Origin of the sequence: Sulfitobacter sp. HGT1, from assembly GCF_013282155.1 — a bacterium.
GTDB lineage: Bacteria > Pseudomonadota > Alphaproteobacteria > Rhodobacterales > Rhodobacteraceae > Sulfitobacter.
Genome location: NZ_BLWI01000005.1, coordinates 216,009 through 233,639, shown reverse-complemented (window position 1 = coordinate 233,639; position 17,631 = coordinate 216,009). Strand labels below are relative to the sequence as shown.

The window sequence follows — 17,631 nt, the reverse complement described above, 5'->3', positions numbered from 1 at the left end:
TTTGTCAGCGTTTCGTCTTGTTCAATATGTTCTCGCCCAGACGTGCAAGGGCATCGCGCAGGCTTTCGTCACCCATTGTCCCGACGGTTTCGGCGGCGCGTTGGCGGATGACCGGATCAGGGGCCTGATCAACACGCGCCTTTGGCTTTGCCTCGAACGCGACCTGCCCTTCGGCAAAGCCAGTCGCCGCCGTTTGCGTGACCCGCACCCGTGCGATGGCGTTATAGCCGTAAACCGCATTTACCTTGGCGCGCAGTTGTTCTTTTTGCATCTCGAGCATCGGTGCATTTGACCCGTTGGTCAGCAAGGTCAGGGTCGCCCCCATGCCGCCGCGCCCATAGCTGACTTCGACCGGCCTCGAGATGGAGGAAACATCCTCGCCCACGATCTCGGCCCATTGGGTCAAAAGCCGCGATTGCGCAAAGCCACGCGTTTCGCTGGCCTGACGGATCTTTGCCGAAAGCAGGCTGTCTGTGCGTTTGAACCCTTTTGTACTGGAACGCCGCGGCGGCATGACTATCTTTCCTGGATGACAAAGTTCAACGTAGCGATGCAACACAACATAGCGATACTGGACCGTATCGCCAGCCCATCCCAACTGCAAAGGCCATAAAGATTGCGTGACACAGACGAAACAAGCGACCTGCCACCTATCTTGCTCGAATGGTACGATGTTCATGCGCGGGCAATGCCGTGGCGTGTCGCCCCGTCTGACCGCAAAGCAGGCCAATATCCAGACCCGTATCGCATTTGGTTAAGCGAGGTGATGCTGCAGCAAACGACCGTGGCCACGGTGCGCGACTATTTCCAGCGCTTCACCGCCCGCTGGCCCACTGTTGCCGATCTCGCTGCGGCCCAAGACGCGGATGTGATGGGGGAATGGGCCGGCCTTGGCTACTATGCCCGCGCCCGCAACCTGCTGAAATGTGCCCGCGCGGTTGTTGCCGACCATGACGGGCAGTTTCCAGCAGATCACGCAGAGCTGTTGAAACTGCCGGGCATCGGCCCCTACACCGCCGCCGCCATATCATCGATTGCGTTTGATCTGCCCCACGCTGTGCTTGATGGCAATGTAGAGCGTGTTTTGGCGCGGATTTACGACATTCACACACCCCTGCCGGCCGCCAAACCGGAATTGATGCAGCGCGCCGCAAACCTGACGCCAGATGACCGGCCCGGGGATTACGCCCAAGCGGTGATGGATCTGGGGGCCACCATTTGCACCCCCAAATCACCGGCCTGCGGCATTTGCCCGTGGCGCAGCCCATGCCTTGCGCGGCAACGCGGCACAGCGCCCGAATTGCCGAAAAAGACCCCGAAAAAGCCCAAACCCATCCGCCACGGCACCGTTTACCTGACCCGGCGCAGCGATGGCGCGTGGCTGCTGGAAACCCGCCCCGAAAAAGGGTTGCTGGGCGGTATGCTCGGTTGGCCGGGGTCTGACTGGATCGACGCCAGTGAAACCCGCCCCCAAGGCACCCCGCCTGCCACAGCCGACTGGCAGGTGGTGCCCGGCGAAGTGCGCCATACGTTTACGCATTTTCACCTGATGTTGACCGTTATGTATACCGCCGCCCCCGACAGCATTCTGCACCCGGATGCAGAATTCATTGCGCCCGACCAGTTCCGCCCGTCCGACCTGCCCACCGTCATGCGCAAGGCGTTTGATTTGGTCCGCTAGCGGCAGCGCGCCACAGTGACAAACGGTGCAATGATGCGCTATGAAGAGACAGTGATTTCGAAAGCAATATCAGCATGACCCCAACATCCCCCGACATCAGCACCGACCAGTTGGCGCAACTCAAAAGGGCTGTACCATTTGCGCTGTCCTTTGCGCTGGTTCCTTTGGCGTGGATCACCGCCTTTGTCGGCGGCTGGACCGTGATCCTGCTGCCCCTCGTCACGTGGTATCTGTTTTCGATCATCGACAGCATCGTTGGGCTGAACCTCGATAACGCAGACCCCGAAGCGACCGATGATGATCTGTTCTGGTACCGCATGATCACCCTGTTTTGGATGCCAGCGCAGTTTCTGACGGTGTTCGGGCTGCTGTGGTATGTGCCGCAAGCTGACCATTTGGGCGGCTGGGAAAAGTTCTTTGTGTTCTTTGGTGTGGGTGTGATGACCGGCACTGTTGGCATAAATTATTCACACGAATTGATGCACCAAAAGAACAAGCTTGAACGGTTCTGGGCCGACGTTCTTTTGGCGATGGTTCTCTATTCGCATTTCAGGTCCGAACACCTGCTGGTGCATCACCGCTATGTCGCGACGCCCCGCGACCCGGTCACGGCGCATTATAACGAAGGCTTCCACCGCTTTTACCCCCGGGTGCTGCGGCAAAGCATGAAATCCGCGTTTCGCGCAGAAAAAGCCATGCTGGCGCGCAAAGACAAACCGTGGACTGACAGGCGCAACCCGTTCTTCAAATACTGGGCATTGCAGGCGGTGTTTTTAACCCTGGCCATTATTCTGGGCGGCTGGACCGGATTGCTGCTCTTTTTGGTCCAAGCAGGCACTGCAATCTGGCAGCTTGAACTGGTGAATTACATCGAACATTACGGCCTGACCCGCAAACATCTGGGCGATGGAAAATACGAACACGTCCAGCCGCGCCATTCGTGGAACGCAGCGCATCGCGCATCAAACTGGCTTTTGATCAACTTGCAGCGGCATTCCGACCATCACTACAAACCGGATCGCCGTTTTCCGGTGCTCCAGAACTATGGCGACGCAACGGCCCCGCAGCTGCCCTATGGATATCCGGTCATGACCGTTATGGCGATGATGCCTTGGGTCTGGCGGCGCGTCATGAACCCGCGCGTGCGCAGATGGCGCGACATGTATTACCCCGAAATCACGGATTGGTCCGACTATAACAAGGGAACGACCCCCTATCCCCGTTGACGGCATGTTAATCTACCTCTGCCATGATTGAAGCTATTCTCGATCATGGTGGAGGTATTCATGCCAAGTCAGCAACTTTTCCAACAGGCAAACAGCGCACTCGTGCCACAAGCCTGCTTGATCATCGAAGACAGCAAATTCGACCAACTCAAGATGAAGCGAATGATCAGCCGAAGCCTTTCAGGCATGCAAGTCTATGTCGCAGCCACCCTAAGAGAGGCACGGCAGACACTGGCAAAATACCCTGTGTCGATGATCCTGCTCGACAATCGCCTGCCAGACGGCCTTGGTGCCGACTTTGCCGTTGAACTGTCAACACTCGGGGGTTTTTCCCATGTCACCGTTGTCATGGTCAGCGATTGGCCCTCCCCCTTTATGTGGGAAAAAGCCGCAACAGCAGGCGTGCTGCATGTGGTCAACAAGTCAGAGTTCGGACAGCACTATCTGATGGACGCGTTCAACCATGCTAAAAATGCGAAACCGCAATTGCACTGACACGTCTTCAAACGAAAAAGACCCCGCCATACAGGCGGGGCCAAGGTGAGTACCCTTTGGGGCGTACCTTCATGTGGAAGGACGCGGGGCACCGGCGGTGTTCGTAAAACTGTGTGAAAAGGCGCGGCCTAGTTGGCCATTTCTGCCCTGATTTGCTGGCGTAAAATATCGATCGGCACACGCTTGCCATCTTTTTTGTAGCACCAGTAGGTCCATCCATTACAGCTGGGTGCCTTTTCATAGGCGGCCCCCACTTGGTGAATGGAACCTTTGACCTCGTTGCCGATCAGCGTGCCATCGGCACGGACCTTGGCCGAATAGCGACCGTTCAACGAATAAAGCTCTTCTCCCGGGCGCAACATCCCGCGTTCAACCAATTGGCCAAACGGCACACGTGGTTCGGCGCGCTTGGATATTGTGGTCTGCAGCGCTTCTTTGTCAAATTTGCGCACCGATTTAATACGTTTCTCGGCAACCTTGCGGTACGCTTCCTCACGCTCAATCCCGATAAAATCACGGCCCAGCATCTTGGCAACAGCACCGGTTGTGCCTGTGCCAAAGAACGGGTCAAGAATAACATCGCCCGGATTGGTAGAGCCGACCAAAATACGGTGCAGCAGGCTCTCGGGTTTTTGCGTTGGATGCGCCTTGTCGCCAGCGTCGTCTTTCAGGCGCTCGTGACCGTTGCAGATCGGCAAAACCCAATCGCTGCGCATCTGGATACCTTCATTTAGGGCTTTCAGCGCCTCATAGTTAAAGGTGTATTTCGAATTCTCGTCTTTCCCGGCCCAGATCATCGTTTCATGGGCGTTGGTAAAGCGCTTCCCGCGGAAGTTTGGCATCGGGTTGGATTTGCGCCAGATAACATCGTTCAGAATCCAGTACCCTTGGTCCTGCAAGGCCGATCCGACACGGAAGATGTTGTGATAGCTGCCGATCACCCAGATTGCGCCATTCGGCTTTAGCAACCGGCGGGCGGCTTTCAGCCAGGCACGGGTAAACTCGTCATATACGGCAAAGCTCGCAAATTGGTCCCACGCGTCATCAACCGCATCAACCTTTGAATTGTCAGGACGATGCAAATCGCCCCGCAATTGCAGGTTATAGGGTGGGTCGGCAAAGATCAGATCGATCGATCCCTCGGGCAGCGCATTCATCGCATCAATGCAATCGCCCGCAATAATTGTGTTCAAGGGAAGTGCGTCTGCACCCTTTGTGATCGTCTTCATAATAACTGCCTCTGCCCCGGCACATTGTGTGCTCTTGGTTGAGACTAGGATGCCCTGACAGATGATTCGCGGTCAATTTCTTTTTTGAATCAAATGGTTAGTTATTTTTCTTGATACAACATGTTGTGTACGGGTTTGAACAAACGTCTATGGTGTGGGGTTACCCCAAGATTTCGGAGCGCCTCTATGTGTCTTTTTGACCCGTATCCCATGTTGGTCTCCCAGCCATATCCGGGGTGCTGTTGCGCCAATGACAACATGACACAATCTCGACATATTTTGGCCATAATTGAGGCAGCCGAAATTGACTGGGAACGCGCATCGCCCTTGATCAAAGTCTGGGCTTTTATCTTCAAATCCCGTGGAAGCATGTTTCCGTCCACAAGCGCGAAATCCGCAGGCTGTTTCAGCCCATCCAATGCACGCACCATCGCAAGGTGGCTGGCACGCAAAATATTCAGCTCTTCGATTTCTGCGACGGATGCATGGGCGATACTGACATCCGCGACCTGCATGATCTCTTCATACAGACGTTCGCGTGCCTTTTTGCTCAGCTTCTTTGAATCGTTCAATCCGTCCGGAATACGCTCCGGGTCCAAAACCACTGCCGCAGCCGTCACCGGTCCTGCCAATGGCCCACGGCCCACCTCATCCACGCCCGCAACCCGCGAAAATCCGCGCGCATAGGCATCTCTTTCAAATTCAAAATCTGGTCCCATGCCGCCCAACAACCCCAGACCCCGCCGATTCTCAACCCCTCGGGGCTTCTCTGGCTCAACAATATCCTCGCCGAAGGCGCACATAAGCCGCATTCACCAACATGAAAAAGGGAGAGATGCCCGAACACCCCTCCCTCTCTATCCGGACGGCGGTTAGGCCCTCCGGCTTTAGCGCCTGGAATTACCCACGCGCCAAACGGTATCCCTCACCACGCAGGCACCGGGCATCATACCCTCTGCGCTTGCCTTGCAAGGTGCGGATCGTCTGCGCGCAGTATTGCGGCAGCCGATTGGCATAACGGAAATTATTTTGCAGACACCGGCCGCCGAACATCAGCACCTGACCGCGGCGCGTGTCATAGCTTTTGAAACAGTGCTGCGGCAAAAGCTTGCTGTCATGATACTGACGTTGCTGGTGACGCTGCTGTTGATGTTGGTGCTGCTTCTGCTTGCGGTACTTCTGGGGCAGCGGCCGCGGCTGAACCTGCTGGCGCGTCACCACATGGTCGCGGTTCGTACGCCCTTGATTGACATGCGCCTGATCCCGGCGGTCCTTGTTATTGTCGTGGATAATCTTGCCAATAATCGCCACGCCCAACACGCCTGCCGCGATCCTGGCAAGGTCCCGGTTCCGGTCCCCTGCGGCTGCTGGTGTGGCGGTAAAACCTGTGATCGCAATGGAGACGGCGGCGATGGTTGCGATGAACTTGTGATACATGGGTCTGATCCTTTTCTCTGAGGGGCACGGGTCCAGACCCATGCAAAGCCAAATACGTTTTCGACCTCTGGCATCAAATTGGCCCGGCCCCCTTCAGACAGGCAATAACGGCGGGTTGTTATCGGATAACAACGCAGCCCCGCCCCGATCGATATTGAATATCCACAGATAAAAGCGCAAAGTTTCCACCATGAAACACACCTCATATTCCTTGGTTATGATTGCCGCCCTCAGCCTTGCAGCCTTGCCTGCTCAGGCCGCCGGCTGCTATGCAGACTATAAGGCAAAACAAGAAAACCCGCTGCGGCTCCATTACGGTGTCGCGGAAATAACGGGGGCCTGCAGCAAGGCCGCTGCGCGCGCCCAACTGTCCCAACGCCTCGCGGCAAACGGCTGGACATTGCTCAACATCGTGTCGGTGTTTGGCAACGAAGGACTAAACCAAAGGAGAGACAGTGCCGGACCAAACTTCCTCCGCTTCTAAGATGCGCCGCACCGGTGGCCGGTTTGTCGGCGGTGGCATTGCCGCCGTCGCATTGATCCTGCTCATCGGTGCGGGGCTGTTGCTATGGGCATTGCCCGATGCAAATGCCTTTAACGCGCAGGTCGAACGCATCTTTATCGAAAACGATGACCTGACCACACAGGCCGAAATCAAACTGCTCGAAATCCTCGCGCAATCGGGCACGGCGTTTTCCGAAACCCTCTCAAGCTACCGGATTGTCATCATCGTCTTGCTGGTCTTTGCCACAGCGATGCTGATCGCCGCCCTTGTCTTTCTGATCATGCTGATCGGCTTTAACCGCCGCATGGCGCAAATCGAACGTGTCGGCATCCAGGTGAACTCCCTGCTCATCAGCCGCGAGGAAAATACCGTCTATCTCAACAACCTTGGTTTCAAACTCACCGCCGCCGCGATGGAAACGATGTCGGTGCTTGCCGAAGCGCGGATGGATGACGATGTCCTTTCCGGCTCCGAAATCGAAGGCGTCATATCAGGCCGCAACGCATCGGACTGTGACGAAGCCGCCGGTGCAACGCGGATCAAACGGTTGCGCGACACACTCGGCAATCAGATCGTCTCCGAACTGCTGGTCAAGAATATCGCTCGCCGCGGCTATATGCTGGCCATCGACAAGACCGTGATAAAAGTACTCTGATCCATTCATTTTGCTAAATAAACTCCGGGGGAGCCGCCAAATGGCGGCGGGGGCAGCGCCCCCACTGGACAGTGGTCAATCGATCCCCCTAGTGTGCCCTTGAACATATTGCCAAGGAACACGCCCATGCCCGCACCACATAATCCGTTCAAGCAAGCCCTCAAAGACGGAAAAACGGTTTTCGGATGCTGGCTGGGCCTCGCCGATACGTTTAGCGCCGAACTGATGGGGACGGCGGGCTTTGACTGGTTGGTCATTGATGGCGAACACGCCCCCAACGATCTGCGCTCGATCCTGGCCCAGTTGCAGGTTCTCGAAGCCTCGCCCAGCCACCCTGTTGTCCGCGTCCCGATTGGCGAAACCTACCTGATCAAGCAGGTACTGGATGCCGGCGCGCAAACCGTGCTGGTACCGATGGTGGATAATGCCGATCAGGCCCGCCAGCTGGTGCGCGATGTCACCTATCCCCCGCAGGGTGATCGCGGCGTCGGCTATGCCGTGACCCGCGCTGCGCGGTTTTCGCAAATCACCGATTATGGCCTGACGGCGAATGACCAGATTTGCCTGTTGGTGCAGGTGGAAAGCGTCAAAGGCCTTGCGAACCTTGATGAAATCCTTTCGATTGACGGAATTGACGGGGTCTTTATCGGCCCTGCCGATCTGGCCGCCGACATGGGGCAGATGGGCAATGCGTTGCACCCCGATGTCCAGACTGCGATTATGGGGGCACTGACCAAGATCGACGCTTCGGGCAAGGCCGCCGGCATCCTGTCGACACATGACGAGATGACCCATGACGCGATCAAGGCAGGCGCGCGTTTTGTTGCTGTGGGGGCCGATATTTTGATCCTCAGCCATACAGCGCAGGCTTTGGCCTCCAAATGGCAAGATACCCTTAAATGACCCGCGGTATTGCCCTGCTGGGCCTCGCCTATGTGCTCAGCCAGTTCTTCCGCGCTTTTCTGGCTGTCCTCAGCCCGGCCCTGCGCGCCGATATCGGTGCAGGCCCCGAAGACCTCGCCTTTGCGTCGGGCCTTTGGTTCTTTGCCTTTGCCGCAATGCAACTGCCGGTCGGCTGGGCCCTTGATACTGTCGGGCCACGACGGACTGCTGCCAGCTTGCTGCTTTTGGGCGGCGGTGGCGGGGCCGCGATCTTTGCGCTGGCGACGACCCCTTTGCATATCGACATTGCGATGGTCCTGATCGGCATCGGCTGCGCACCCGTCTTGATGGCGTCCTACTATATCTTTGCGCGTGAATACCCGCCTGCGCGTTTCGTGGTTCTGGCATCCGTCATGGTCGGCGTCGGCACCTGCGGAAACCTTGTCGCGTCTTACCCTATGGCCATCGCGGCCGAGACGATCGGCTGGCGCGCGTCACTTTGGGGGCTTTGCGCCATCACCAGTTTGACCGCCCTGGGCATCTGGGCCGTGGTGCGCGACCCTGCCACACCCGAAGGCGAAGTCCGTGGCAGCCTGTTGGCCGTTTTCAAGATCAAAGCCCTGTGGTTCATTTTTCCGATCATGGCCGTCAGCTATGCCCAGGTGGGCGCGCTGCGGGGTCTGTGGATCGGCCCCTATTTCGAAGACGTCTTTAACGCAGATGCGCATCAAATCGGTCTGGCGACATTGCTGATGGGGGCCGCCATGGTGGCAGGCACTTTCGCCTATGGCCCGCTTGACCGCTTGGCGGGCAGCACGAAATGGGTCGTTGTCGCAGGGACCACCGTAAACCTGCTGGCGCTATGTGGCCTGATCTTTTTCCCTGCAAGCGGCTTGATACTGGCGACATGTCTGATGGCGGCCATCGGCTTTTTCGGTGCAACCTATGCCGTGATTATCGCGCATGGGCGCAGCTTTCTGCCGCCCCATCTGATCGGACGGGGCATGACCCTTTTGAACCTGTGCAGCATTGGCGGCGTCGGCGTTGCGCAGTTTTTATCGGGTCGCGCCTTCGGGGCCAGCCAACCTGCAATCACCGCACAGGCCCCATATGTCGTCATTTTCACCTTGTTTGCCGGGATGATGGCCGCCGGGTTGTTTGTCTATCTGTTTTCACGTGACACAACCCATTAACGCACACCCCCTTCCCCCGCAGTCCCAAGCGGTATAAGAGGCGCGCACCATCACATTTTAGTATTGGAGTTTTAAGATGGGTTATCGCGTCGTCATCGCGGGTGCCACTGGTAATGTGGGCCGTGAAATGCTGAATATTCTGGCCGAGCGCCACTTCCCTGTGGATGAGATCGTGGCACTTGCCTCGCGCAAGTCTATGGGATCCGAAGTCAGCTTTGGCGATAAGACACTCAAGACGAAAGACTTGGATACGTTCGACTTTACGGGCTGGGATATGGCGTTGTTCGCCGTAGGTTCGGAAGCGACCAAAAAATACGCCCCCAAAGCCGCCAAGGCCGGTTGTGTGGTCATCGATAACTCGTCGCTGTATCGCTACGATCCGGATATCCCGTTGATCGTCCCCGAGGTAAACCCTCAGGCAATTCACGGTTATTCCAAGAAAAACATCATTGCGAACCCCAACTGTTCGACTGCTCAGATGGTTGTGGCCCTCAAGCCGCTGCATGACCGCGCAACGATCAAGCGCGTTGTCGTTTCGACCTATCAGTCGGTGTCCGGTGCGGGCAAAGACGGGATGGACGAGCTGTGGGACCAGACCAAGTCGATCTATAACCCGACCGACAGCAAGCCTGCGCGCAAGTTCACCAAGCAGATTGCCTTCAACGTGATCCCGCATATCGACGTGTTTATGGACAGCGGTGACACGAAAGAAGAATGGAAGATGATGGTCGAGACGAAGAAAATCGTCGACCCCAAGATCAAAGTCACCGCCACTTGCGTGCGCGTCCCTGTCTTTGTCGGCCATGCCGAATCGATCAACATCGAATTCGAAGAGCATCTGGACGAGAACGAGGCCCGCGACATCCTGCGCGAAGCCCCAGGCGTTATGGTGATCGACAAGCGTGAAGACGGCGGATACGTAACCCCCGTTGAATGTGCCGGCGATTTTGCGACCTTCATCAGCCGCATCCGTCAGGACAGCACAATCGACAACGGTCTTAACCTGTGGTGCGTCAGCGACAACCTGCGCAAGGGCGCTGCGTTGAACGCGGTGCAGATCGCAGAACTGCTGGGCCGCGAAGTGCTGAAAAAAGGCTAAGCCCTTCTACTCTTCATGAGTTCAAACAAGGGCCCGCGCATGTCGCGGGCCCTTTGTCGTTCAGGCTACAGGATCGAGTATCCCATTACTGGACGCCCATAGCCGCCAAAGTACTGCCATCACATTCAGCCAGATTTCCTAGGCCGCCACCCCGACACCGCCCTCCGTTGCAAAGTCGAACCACAGCCTGCCTTGCCTGTATTCACCCTTTATCAGGTGCCCCGGTTTGTGAATTTCCGGAAACTCCACGGCCCAGTCGCGGAAACGGTCGTTGGTAAGGATAACTGCCCCCATGTCGCGCGCGGCGTTCAGAATATACGGATCTGCGGGCATCCCCTTGGGCACAACCATCACGTTTTCCAGTGGTAATTTCAGCAGCCGGCTCATCGCCCTGTCATCCCGATACCGACCAGAAAACAGATAGCCCGCATTTGCGTCGAACATGACGCCCAGATCAAAGCCCTGCTTTTTCAGATGATCAACAACCTCCTGCACGCATTCGATACGCGGGGTGCCATCGCGCCAATACATCACGTTAGACCCGTCAATCACGATCAAACGACCGGCAGGTTCGCTCCGGCTTGCCACCCACTTGCGGGTTTCGCTGTACAGGATGAAAACGCTTGCAACGGTACACGGGCCAGCGATCAGGATCATGTCCGACCAAACGGCGGAAGACATCGACACAACCGTGCCAAATAGCGATACGAGAAATAGCAATATCGGTACAATCATAGCATGAACAGATCACCCCTCGCGCCCCTGAGCAAGTACAAAAAATATACTGATCTGATTTCTGCTGACCGCCTTTAAACCGGCAGGAACATTTCCTTGTCAGCGCTATAGCACTCAAGCCCGCCCTCGCCGATGTCGGTCCACAATCCGTGCAAGGTCAGCTTGCCTTCGTCGACCTTCTCCGCGATCCACGGGAAAGTCATAAGATTCTCAAGCGACGTCATCACCGCGTGTTTTTCAAGCTGGCGCACTTGTTCCTGGGGGTCTTCAATCTCGGCTACGATCTCGTATTTTGGACGCAAAATATCCATCCAGCGGCCGACAAAGCTGTCCTTTGCATCCAGCTGCGGGGCCTTGCCCTGACACATATCGATGCAGCCTTGCACACCGCCGCAACTGGAATGTCCCAGCACGATCAAATGCGCGACGTTCAAGGATTGGACCGCGTATTCGACGGCGGCGGACGTGCCGTGCTGTTCGCCATCGGGCAAGTAGGGCGGGACCAGATTGGCAATATTCCGGTGAATAAAGAATTCGCCCTGATCGGCACCAAAAATCGACGTAACATGAACACGACTGTCGCAGCACGAAATCACCATTGCACGGGGGTGCTGCCCGTCGCTGGCAAGACGTTTGTACCAAGCTTGATTCTCGGCGTAAGTGGTTGCTTTCCAACCGTGATATCGTTGTGCCAGATAAGATGGCAGTGGTTTCGCCCGATCCATAATATCATCCGCTCCTTTTGTGTCTCGCTGTAACTATCCTGAATTCTCATCACATTCGAGCAAAAAGGCGCTTGGCGCTCAACCATTTAAACACATCCCTTAACATATACGGGGTCAGTCATGGGGGCTTTTTAAGGGGTGATTGAAATGCAAGTTCTGCAAATGCGGCCAACCGAACAGGTCTGCGTCGACCAAGAAAGGTTGGGTACACTTTACAAACAATTGGGCGAAACAGATGCCGAAGACGTGGTGTGCCGCGCCTTGGAAGAACTGGCTTTGCGGATCTCGCATTGCGACCGGTTGTACCGCACTTCCGACTGGCAGGAATTGCGCAAAAACAGCCGGTCCCTGATTGCCATTGCAGATCAGGTCGGGCTGCAAAAGATGGCAGCCGTCGCCAATGATGTGATGTCGGCCGTCGACCAGGCCGATCCGGTTGCAATTGCCGCCACATTAACGCGGCTCATCCGTGTCGGGGAACGATCATTAACCGCCATTTGGGATGTGCAGGACCTGTCAATCTGACCGCTTGCGGTTGGCTGGGATACCACTAGGCTGCACCTGAACCCATTGCCCCAAAAGGTGCTGACCCATGCCCGCAAAATTCGCCGAACCGACAGCCAAAGCCATCCCCCTTCATCTGATCGGCGAAAGCCAGCTTGATGATTGGCTGGCCAACCAGCCTGCATCCGTGTCGGGTTGGGTTGCGGCAAACAGCTTTACCGCTGCGTTGGGTCAGGCCTTGGTTTTCGCCGGGCCTGACGGGTCTGTTGATATGGCCGTTGCGGGCTATGGCACCCAAACATCGCGCAGCAGGGGCCGGTTCCATTTGGCCGACGCCGCCGCAAAGCTGCCCAAAGGGGCCTACCGGCTTGAAACCGACCTTCCCAAGGATGTGCTCGCGAATGAGACATTGGGCTGGCTGCTTTGCGCGTACCGGTTTGATCGCTATGCAAAAAACGGCCCCATGCTGGCAGAGCTTGTGGCACCTGAAGGCGTAAATGCCGACCTGATGATTGCCATTGCCGATGGCGAAATGCTGACGCGGGATCTGATCAATACCCCCGCCTCGGACATGGGACCGCCTGATCTGGAAAACGCCGCACGCAGATTGGCTGACGCCTACGGTGCCCGGATCAGCGTTATTACCGGTGATGACCTGCTGGCGCAGAACCTGCCGATGATCCACGCCGTTGGTCGTGCGGCGGATCGTGCACCTCGCCTGATTGACATGCGGTGGGGCGCAACGGGTAAAAAACTGACCTTGGTTGGCAAGGGTGTGTGTTTCGATACCGGCGGCCTGAACCTGAAACCTGCGGCATCCATGGGTCTGATGAAAAAAGACATGGGGGGTGCGGCGGCGGTGCTGGGCCTGGCCCGTATGATCATGGCCACGGGCATGGACATCCAGTTGCGCGTGCTTATTCCGGCGGTTGAAAACTCTGTGTCGGCAAATTCATTCCGCCAGCAGGATATTCTGACCTCGCGCAAGGGGCTGACGGTCGAGGTGAACAACACCGACGCCGAAGGTCGCTTGGTCCTCGCTGACGCGCTGGCGCTTGCAGACGAAGAAAAACCCGATCAGATTATTTCGATGGCCACCCTGACAGGTGCGGCCCGCGTTGCTGTCGGCCCCGACCTTGCACCCTATTTCAGTGACAGCCAGACCTTCGTGTCAGCGGTCGAAGCTGCCGCCGCAACTCACGCTGATCCGGTGTGGCGCATGCCTTTCCACACGCCATACGAGGCCATGATCGAACCCGGAATAGCAGACCTTGATAACGCGCCCACCGGTGGATTTGCAGGATGTATCACCGCGGCATTGTTCCTGCGCCGTTTCGTAACAGACAGCCCCTATGCGCATTTCGACATATACGGCTGGCAGCCAACCGCAGCACCCGCCCGCCCCAAAGGCGGCGTCGGCCAGGCGACACGCGCGTTGTTCGCGGCATTTGATACACTTTTGAAAAAATGACCGATTTTCGACTGTCCCCTGATCCTGCCAAGGTTCAGCAACAACAGCCGGCGCAGATCGTGATCGCCGTTGCCGATCTGTGCCGCAGCCCATCGGGCGCGCGGGACCGACAGGCGATCTATGGGGACGCGCTGACGGTTTTGGCCGCAGATGACGGCTGGTGCTATGTGCAGCTCGGCAAAGACGATTATTGCGGATATATTCGCGAAACGGCGATTGGCCCGCAGTCGCACGCCACCCATTTTGTGTCCGTGCCAGCGACCCACGCCTATCTAAAGGCCGATTTCAAATCCCCTGATCAGGTGTCTCTTAGCTTTGGCAGCAAGATCACCGTTCTTGATCACGTGGCCGGTTTTGCCGAAACCCAAATAGGCTACATCCCGATCCAGCACCTGAAACCGATAGACGATCTTGCGTCAGACCCTGCTGATATTGCCCGGTTATTTCTGGGCACGCCCTATCTTTGGGGGGGCAACAGCCGTTGGGGCATTGATTGTTCGGGCCTTGTTCAGGCGGCGTTTCTTGCTTGCGGCATCCCTTGCCCCGGCGACAGCGACCAGCAGCTGGCAATGGTCGGCTATGCCCCGCCTGCGGGCACCCCTTATCAGCGCAATGACCTGTTGTTCTGGAAAGGTCATGTTGCACTCGTGCTTGAGCCTAACCTGATGATCCATGCAAACGCCCATAAGATGGCCGTCACGCTAGAACCGATTACCGCGGCTCTTGAACGTATCGCAAAAACGGACGGCCTGATGACCGGGCACAAACGTCTAACGTCTTCCAAATGGTCTTAAATCCATCGTCGCCCTCGGCAGGCGCGACCAGCTAGATGTCAACGGCACGGATCAACTTGCGTTCCAGCACCCGCAAAACCGCGCCCAGCTCGTGACCGCGACGCAGCACCTGCCCGTTGGGCCCGACAACCGAATACATCCCTTGCTTCAAACGCATCTTTGGCCGTTTCTCGATCCGGTAAAGCGGCATTTCCGCAGTCCTTCGAAAGATCGAAAACACCGCGACCTCTCGCAAGCAAGAGATCCCGTAATCGCGCCATTCCCCCGCCGCGACCATGCGACCGTAAAGCGACAGGATCGGCGACAATTCGGTTCTGTGAAACGCTACCTGCTCAGGCGCGCGATCGTTTTTGTTGTTTGACGAATGTAAGTGCAAGGTCATGCTTTGACAGTTGCGTCGATCATCGGTCAAATCAAGCCCTATGTGGGATGAAATCCCTTGAAAGCGTTACAAAATATATGCAAATGATATCTTTATGAAACATGAAGGCCGCCAGACATGACCCCTCAAGCACGTGCTGAAAAATCCGCGTCCACCATGTGGGCCACCGATAAGGCAAGCCAGAACCTTGGCATGCGGATCGACCACATCGCGCCGGGTGCCGCAACGCTTTCCATGACAGTGGGGGATAACATGTTGAACGGGCACGGTATTTGCCATGGCGGCTATATTTTTACGCTCGCCGACAGCGCCTTTGCCTTTGCCTGCAACAGTTACAATCAGCTTGTCGTCGCCCAGCAAAATCAAATCACCTATCTTGCCCCCGGCAAGGCGGGTGAACGCCTGACAGCAACCGCAATTGAGCAAACAAAAACCGGACGATCCGGCATCTATGATGTAACAGTCACGGGGGAGGACAGCCGCATCGTCGCGCTGTTCCGTGGCCTGTCTCGCACCATAAAAGGCCAGCATTTCGAGGAGGAAATGACCCAATGAAAGACCTCACCCCCGCCCGTGAAAGCCTTGACCCTATTGAGATCGCCAGCCGGGATGAGATAAGCGCGTTGCAATTGGAGCGTCTGAAATGGTCCTTGCGGCACGCCTATGACAATGTGCCGTTTTACCGCAAAAGCTTTGACGATGCGGGGGTCCATCCTGACGATCTCCGCGACCTCAGCGATCTGTCCAGGTTTCCCTTTACCGTCAAAACCGACCTGCGCGACAATTACCCTTTCGGGATGTTCGCCGTCCCCCGCGAGCAGCTCGCCCGCATTCACGCGTCCTCTGGCACCACCGGTCAGCCGACCGTTGTCGGCTACACGAAAACCGATCTTGATAACTGGGCCAGCGTCGTGGCGCGGTCTTTGCGTGCAGCCGGCCTGAAACCCGGTGACATGCTGCACAACGCCTATGGATACGGTTTGTTTACCGGCGGTTTGGGTATTCATCTGGGTGCAGACAAGCTGGGGATCAGCACGGTGCCGATTTCTGGCGGGATGACCCCCCGTCAGGTGCGCCTGATCGAAGACTTCAAGCCGACCGGCATCACGGTCACCCCGTCTTATGCCCTGTCGATTCTTGACGAATACGCCCGCCAAGGCATCGACCCGCGCCAATCCTCGCTTGAGGTGGGGATTTTCGGTGCCGAACCCTGGACAAACGCCATGCGCGTCGAAATCGAACAGGCGTTTGATATGCATGCCGTTGATATCTATGGCCTATCCGAGATCATGGGCCCGGGTGTATCCTGCGAATGCGTCGAAACCAAAGACGGCCTGCATATCTGGGAGGATCATTTCTATCCCGAGATTATCAACACCGAAACCGGTCAGCCCGTTGCCGATGGTGAAAAAGGCGAACTCGTATTCACCTCGCTGACGAAAGAGGCCTTCCCGATCATCCGCTACCGCACCCGTGATCTGACCCGCCTGCTGGCAGGCACCGCGCGTAGCATGCGCCGGATGGAAAAAGTAACCGGCCGCAGTGACGACATGATCATTTTGCGCGGCGTAAATGTTTTCCCGACCCAGATCGAAGAAGCATTGATGTCCATCCCTGACCTTGCCCCGCATTTCCAGATCGAGCTCACCAAACCCGACCGCATGGATCAAATGCGCGTGCTGTGCGAATGCGCCAGACCCTACATCAGCGCAGATGCCCGCACTGCTGCCGCAGCCGCCCTTGCCGCGCAGATCAAGGAAACCGTTGGCATCAGCGTCAAGATTGACGTCAGTGACGTGGGCGGTGTGGCGCGGTCCGAAGGCAAAGCAGTGCGTATCATCGACAAGCGACCAAAAGGCTAACCCGACAGCGCATCCCCTGCGCTATCGGGTTAGCCTCGCGAAACGATCTTGATATCGCCGCCCTCAAGTTTAGAGTCATTCTAAATCATGAAAAAGATGTCCGGTGCTGTTTTCCCTTAACCGCAAACGTCTCAAGGATTTCTCCGAGCAGAAAATCATCGCCCTCGCGATCTCCTCCGAGGAAGGCGGCCATCGCCAACGGCCGATTGACCTGCACACCGAACGCTTTGGCCCGATGATCCCCTTGATCCGCCGCGATGGAAAAATCAGCCGAGGCATTCTACCTTCTGGCCGCCACCCGCACCACCGATGCCTCAACCCGCAAGCTGCTTGGTGATCTGGCCGCTGCCGAAGCAAGCCACATGGACAAGATTTTTGGTGGGCCTTGCGGCATCGCTGGGGGCAGGCATCTCGATGGGCTTCACCGAAGCCGCCTCTGACGATGGTCAGATTTCGGGCCGTGGCTCGCCGGTCAACGCGGCCTGTCGGCTGGCGTGATGACAACACTTGGCGGGTTGGGCCACGCGCTGCCCTATTTGATCACCGATTTCTGGACCGCGACCCTCAGCGCCTTCGCCGTTGTGTTCGTTGAAGTTTGGGCCATTGTCTGGATCCAGAACCGCTATATGAACACACCGTTTTTCCGCGCCGCATTCCAGATCGTCCTGGGCGGCGCATTGGTATTCGCCGTTGGGGTTGTGATCGGGTCAGGGCGACCGCAACACGCAGTTGCACCTAACCCCGTTGCCCGCTACG

General features: G+C 57.0%; 20 protein-coding genes and 1 pseudogene. 14 read left to right on the top strand and 7 right to left on the bottom strand.

Translation table 11 applies throughout. The features are described from left to right. Window positions 1–4: 4 nt before the first annotated feature. The gene (locus tag HGT1_RS05610) at window positions 5–514 is read right to left on the bottom strand and encodes a DUF721 domain-containing protein (RefSeq protein WP_176248939.1); all 510 of its coding nucleotides are present in this window, start codon (window positions 512–514) and stop codon (window positions 5–7) included. 102 nt (window positions 515–616) lie between these two features. On the opposite strand from HGT1_RS05610, the gene mutY reads away from it, so the two are divergent. The 3 genes from mutY to HGT1_RS05595 all read left to right on the top strand — a co-directional run bounded on the left by mutY (window position 617) and on the right by HGT1_RS05595 (window position 3,402). Further along, window positions 617–1,681: an A/G-specific adenine glycosylase gene (mutY, locus tag HGT1_RS05605; RefSeq protein WP_176248938.1), complete on the top strand. Its 1,065-nt coding sequence runs from the start codon at window positions 617–619 to the stop codon at window positions 1,679–1,681. Window positions 1,682–1,755: 74 nt separating this feature from the next. Further along, the gene (locus tag HGT1_RS05600; protein WP_176248937.1) at window positions 1,756–2,907 is read left to right on the top strand and encodes an alkane 1-monooxygenase; all 1,152 of its coding nucleotides are present in this window, start codon (window positions 1,756–1,758) and stop codon (window positions 2,905–2,907) included. A 60-nt stretch (window positions 2,908–2,967) separates the two neighbouring features. Beyond that, entirely contained in the window at window positions 2,968–3,402 is a 435-nt protein-coding gene (locus HGT1_RS05595) for a response regulator (RefSeq protein WP_176248936.1), read from the top strand. A 128-nt stretch (window positions 3,403–3,530) separates the two neighbouring features. Here HGT1_RS05595 and HGT1_RS05590 read toward each other — a convergent pair whose 3' ends face one another. From HGT1_RS05590 to HGT1_RS05580, 3 genes are all read right to left on the bottom strand, one after another. Beyond that, a complete protein-coding gene (locus HGT1_RS05590; protein WP_176248935.1) occupies window positions 3,531–4,631 on the bottom strand; it encodes a site-specific DNA-methyltransferase in 1,101 nt (366 codons plus the stop codon). Between the two features lie 101 nt (window positions 4,632–4,732). After that, on the bottom strand, window positions 4,733–5,350 hold the full coding sequence (locus HGT1_RS05585; protein ID WP_176249061.1) for a ribonuclease HII: 618 nt from the start codon (window positions 5,348–5,350) through the stop codon (window positions 4,733–4,735). Between the two features lie 181 nt (window positions 5,351–5,531). Next, window positions 5,532–6,068, bottom strand: a complete 537-nt coding sequence (locus tag HGT1_RS05580; protein ID WP_255200106.1) for a hypothetical protein — start codon at window positions 6,066–6,068, stop codon at window positions 5,532–5,534. A gap of 190 nt (window positions 6,069–6,258) precedes the next feature. Here HGT1_RS05580 and HGT1_RS05575 point away from each other — a divergent pair, with 190 nt between their 5' ends. The 5 genes from HGT1_RS05575 to HGT1_RS05555 all read left to right on the top strand — a co-directional run bounded on the left by HGT1_RS05575 (window position 6,259) and on the right by HGT1_RS05555 (window position 10,402). After that, window positions 6,259–6,552 carry a hypothetical protein gene (locus HGT1_RS05575; protein ID WP_176248934.1) on the top strand — a complete coding sequence of 98 codons (294 nt, stop codon included), beginning with the start codon at window positions 6,259–6,261 and terminating at the stop codon, window positions 6,550–6,552. A 1-nt stretch (window position 6,553) separates the two neighbouring features. Then, window positions 6,554–7,228, top strand: a complete 675-nt coding sequence (locus tag HGT1_RS05570) for a hypothetical protein (RefSeq protein WP_176249059.1) — start codon at window positions 6,554–6,556, stop codon at window positions 7,226–7,228. Between the two features lie 126 nt (window positions 7,229–7,354). Beyond that, window positions 7,355–8,131 carry an HpcH/HpaI aldolase/citrate lyase family protein gene (locus HGT1_RS05565; RefSeq protein WP_176248933.1) on the top strand — a complete coding sequence of 259 codons (777 nt, stop codon included), beginning with the start codon at window positions 7,355–7,357 and terminating at the stop codon, window positions 8,129–8,131. After that, window positions 8,128–9,303, top strand: a complete 1,176-nt coding sequence (locus HGT1_RS05560; protein WP_176248932.1) for an MFS transporter — start codon at window positions 8,128–8,130, stop codon at window positions 9,301–9,303. Before HGT1_RS05565 ends, HGT1_RS05560 begins: the two co-directional genes overlap by 4 nt. Before the next feature lie 76 nt (window positions 9,304–9,379). Next, window positions 9,380–10,402, top strand: a complete 1,023-nt coding sequence (locus tag HGT1_RS05555) for an aspartate-semialdehyde dehydrogenase (RefSeq protein ID WP_176248931.1) — start codon at window positions 9,380–9,382, stop codon at window positions 10,400–10,402. A 138-nt stretch (window positions 10,403–10,540) separates the two neighbouring features. On the opposite strand, the gene HGT1_RS05550 is transcribed toward HGT1_RS05555, so the two are convergent. Both HGT1_RS05550 and HGT1_RS05545 read right to left on the bottom strand, forming a co-directional pair. Continuing rightward, window positions 10,541–11,083 (bottom strand): hypothetical protein, encoded by a 543-nt coding sequence (locus tag HGT1_RS05550; RefSeq protein ID WP_255200104.1) that lies wholly within the window; start codon window positions 11,081–11,083, stop codon window positions 10,541–10,543. Window positions 11,084–11,211: 128 nt separating this feature from the next. Next, on the bottom strand, window positions 11,212–11,862 hold the full coding sequence (locus HGT1_RS05545; RefSeq protein ID WP_176248929.1) for a carbonic anhydrase: 651 nt from the start codon (window positions 11,860–11,862) through the stop codon (window positions 11,212–11,214). 147 nt (window positions 11,863–12,009) lie between these two features. On the opposite strand from HGT1_RS05545, the gene HGT1_RS05540 reads away from it, so the two are divergent. The 3 genes from HGT1_RS05540 to HGT1_RS05530 all read left to right on the top strand — a co-directional run bounded on the left by HGT1_RS05540 (window position 12,010) and on the right by HGT1_RS05530 (window position 14,631). Beyond that, window positions 12,010–12,387, top strand: coding sequence for a hypothetical protein (locus HGT1_RS05540; protein ID WP_255200103.1), 378 nt, complete (start codon window positions 12,010–12,012; stop codon window positions 12,385–12,387). Between the two features lie 67 nt (window positions 12,388–12,454). Next, window positions 12,455–13,837 (top strand): M17 family metallopeptidase, encoded by a 1,383-nt coding sequence (locus HGT1_RS05535; protein ID WP_176248928.1) that lies wholly within the window; start codon window positions 12,455–12,457, stop codon window positions 13,835–13,837. After that, a complete protein-coding gene (locus tag HGT1_RS05530) occupies window positions 13,834–14,631 on the top strand; it encodes an NlpC/P60 family protein (RefSeq protein ID WP_176248927.1) in 798 nt (265 codons plus the stop codon). Before HGT1_RS05535 ends, HGT1_RS05530 begins: the two co-directional genes overlap by 4 nt. A gap of 31 nt (window positions 14,632–14,662) precedes the next feature. On the opposite strand, the gene HGT1_RS05525 is transcribed toward HGT1_RS05530, so the two are convergent. Further along, entirely contained in the window at window positions 14,663–15,013 is a 351-nt protein-coding gene (locus HGT1_RS05525; protein WP_176248926.1) for a DUF2794 domain-containing protein, read from the bottom strand. A gap of 117 nt (window positions 15,014–15,130) precedes the next feature. On the opposite strand from HGT1_RS05525, the gene paaI reads away from it, so the two are divergent. The 3 genes and pseudogenes from paaI to HGT1_RS05510 all read left to right on the top strand — a co-directional run. Continuing rightward, the gene (gene paaI, locus HGT1_RS05520; protein ID WP_176248925.1) at window positions 15,131–15,568 is read left to right on the top strand and encodes a hydroxyphenylacetyl-CoA thioesterase PaaI; all 438 of its coding nucleotides are present in this window, start codon (window positions 15,131–15,133) and stop codon (window positions 15,566–15,568) included. Then, the gene (paaK, locus tag HGT1_RS05515; RefSeq protein ID WP_176248924.1) at window positions 15,565–16,875 is read left to right on the top strand and encodes a phenylacetate--CoA ligase PaaK; all 1,311 of its coding nucleotides are present in this window, start codon (window positions 15,565–15,567) and stop codon (window positions 16,873–16,875) included. The genes paaI and paaK overlap by 4 nt, the downstream gene beginning before the upstream one ends. Window positions 16,876–16,978: 103 nt before the next feature. After that, a pseudogene (locus HGT1_RS05510) lies at window positions 16,979–17,588 on the top strand (rubrerythrin family protein); the annotation flags it as partial. Window positions 17,589–17,631 lie beyond the last annotated feature (43 nt).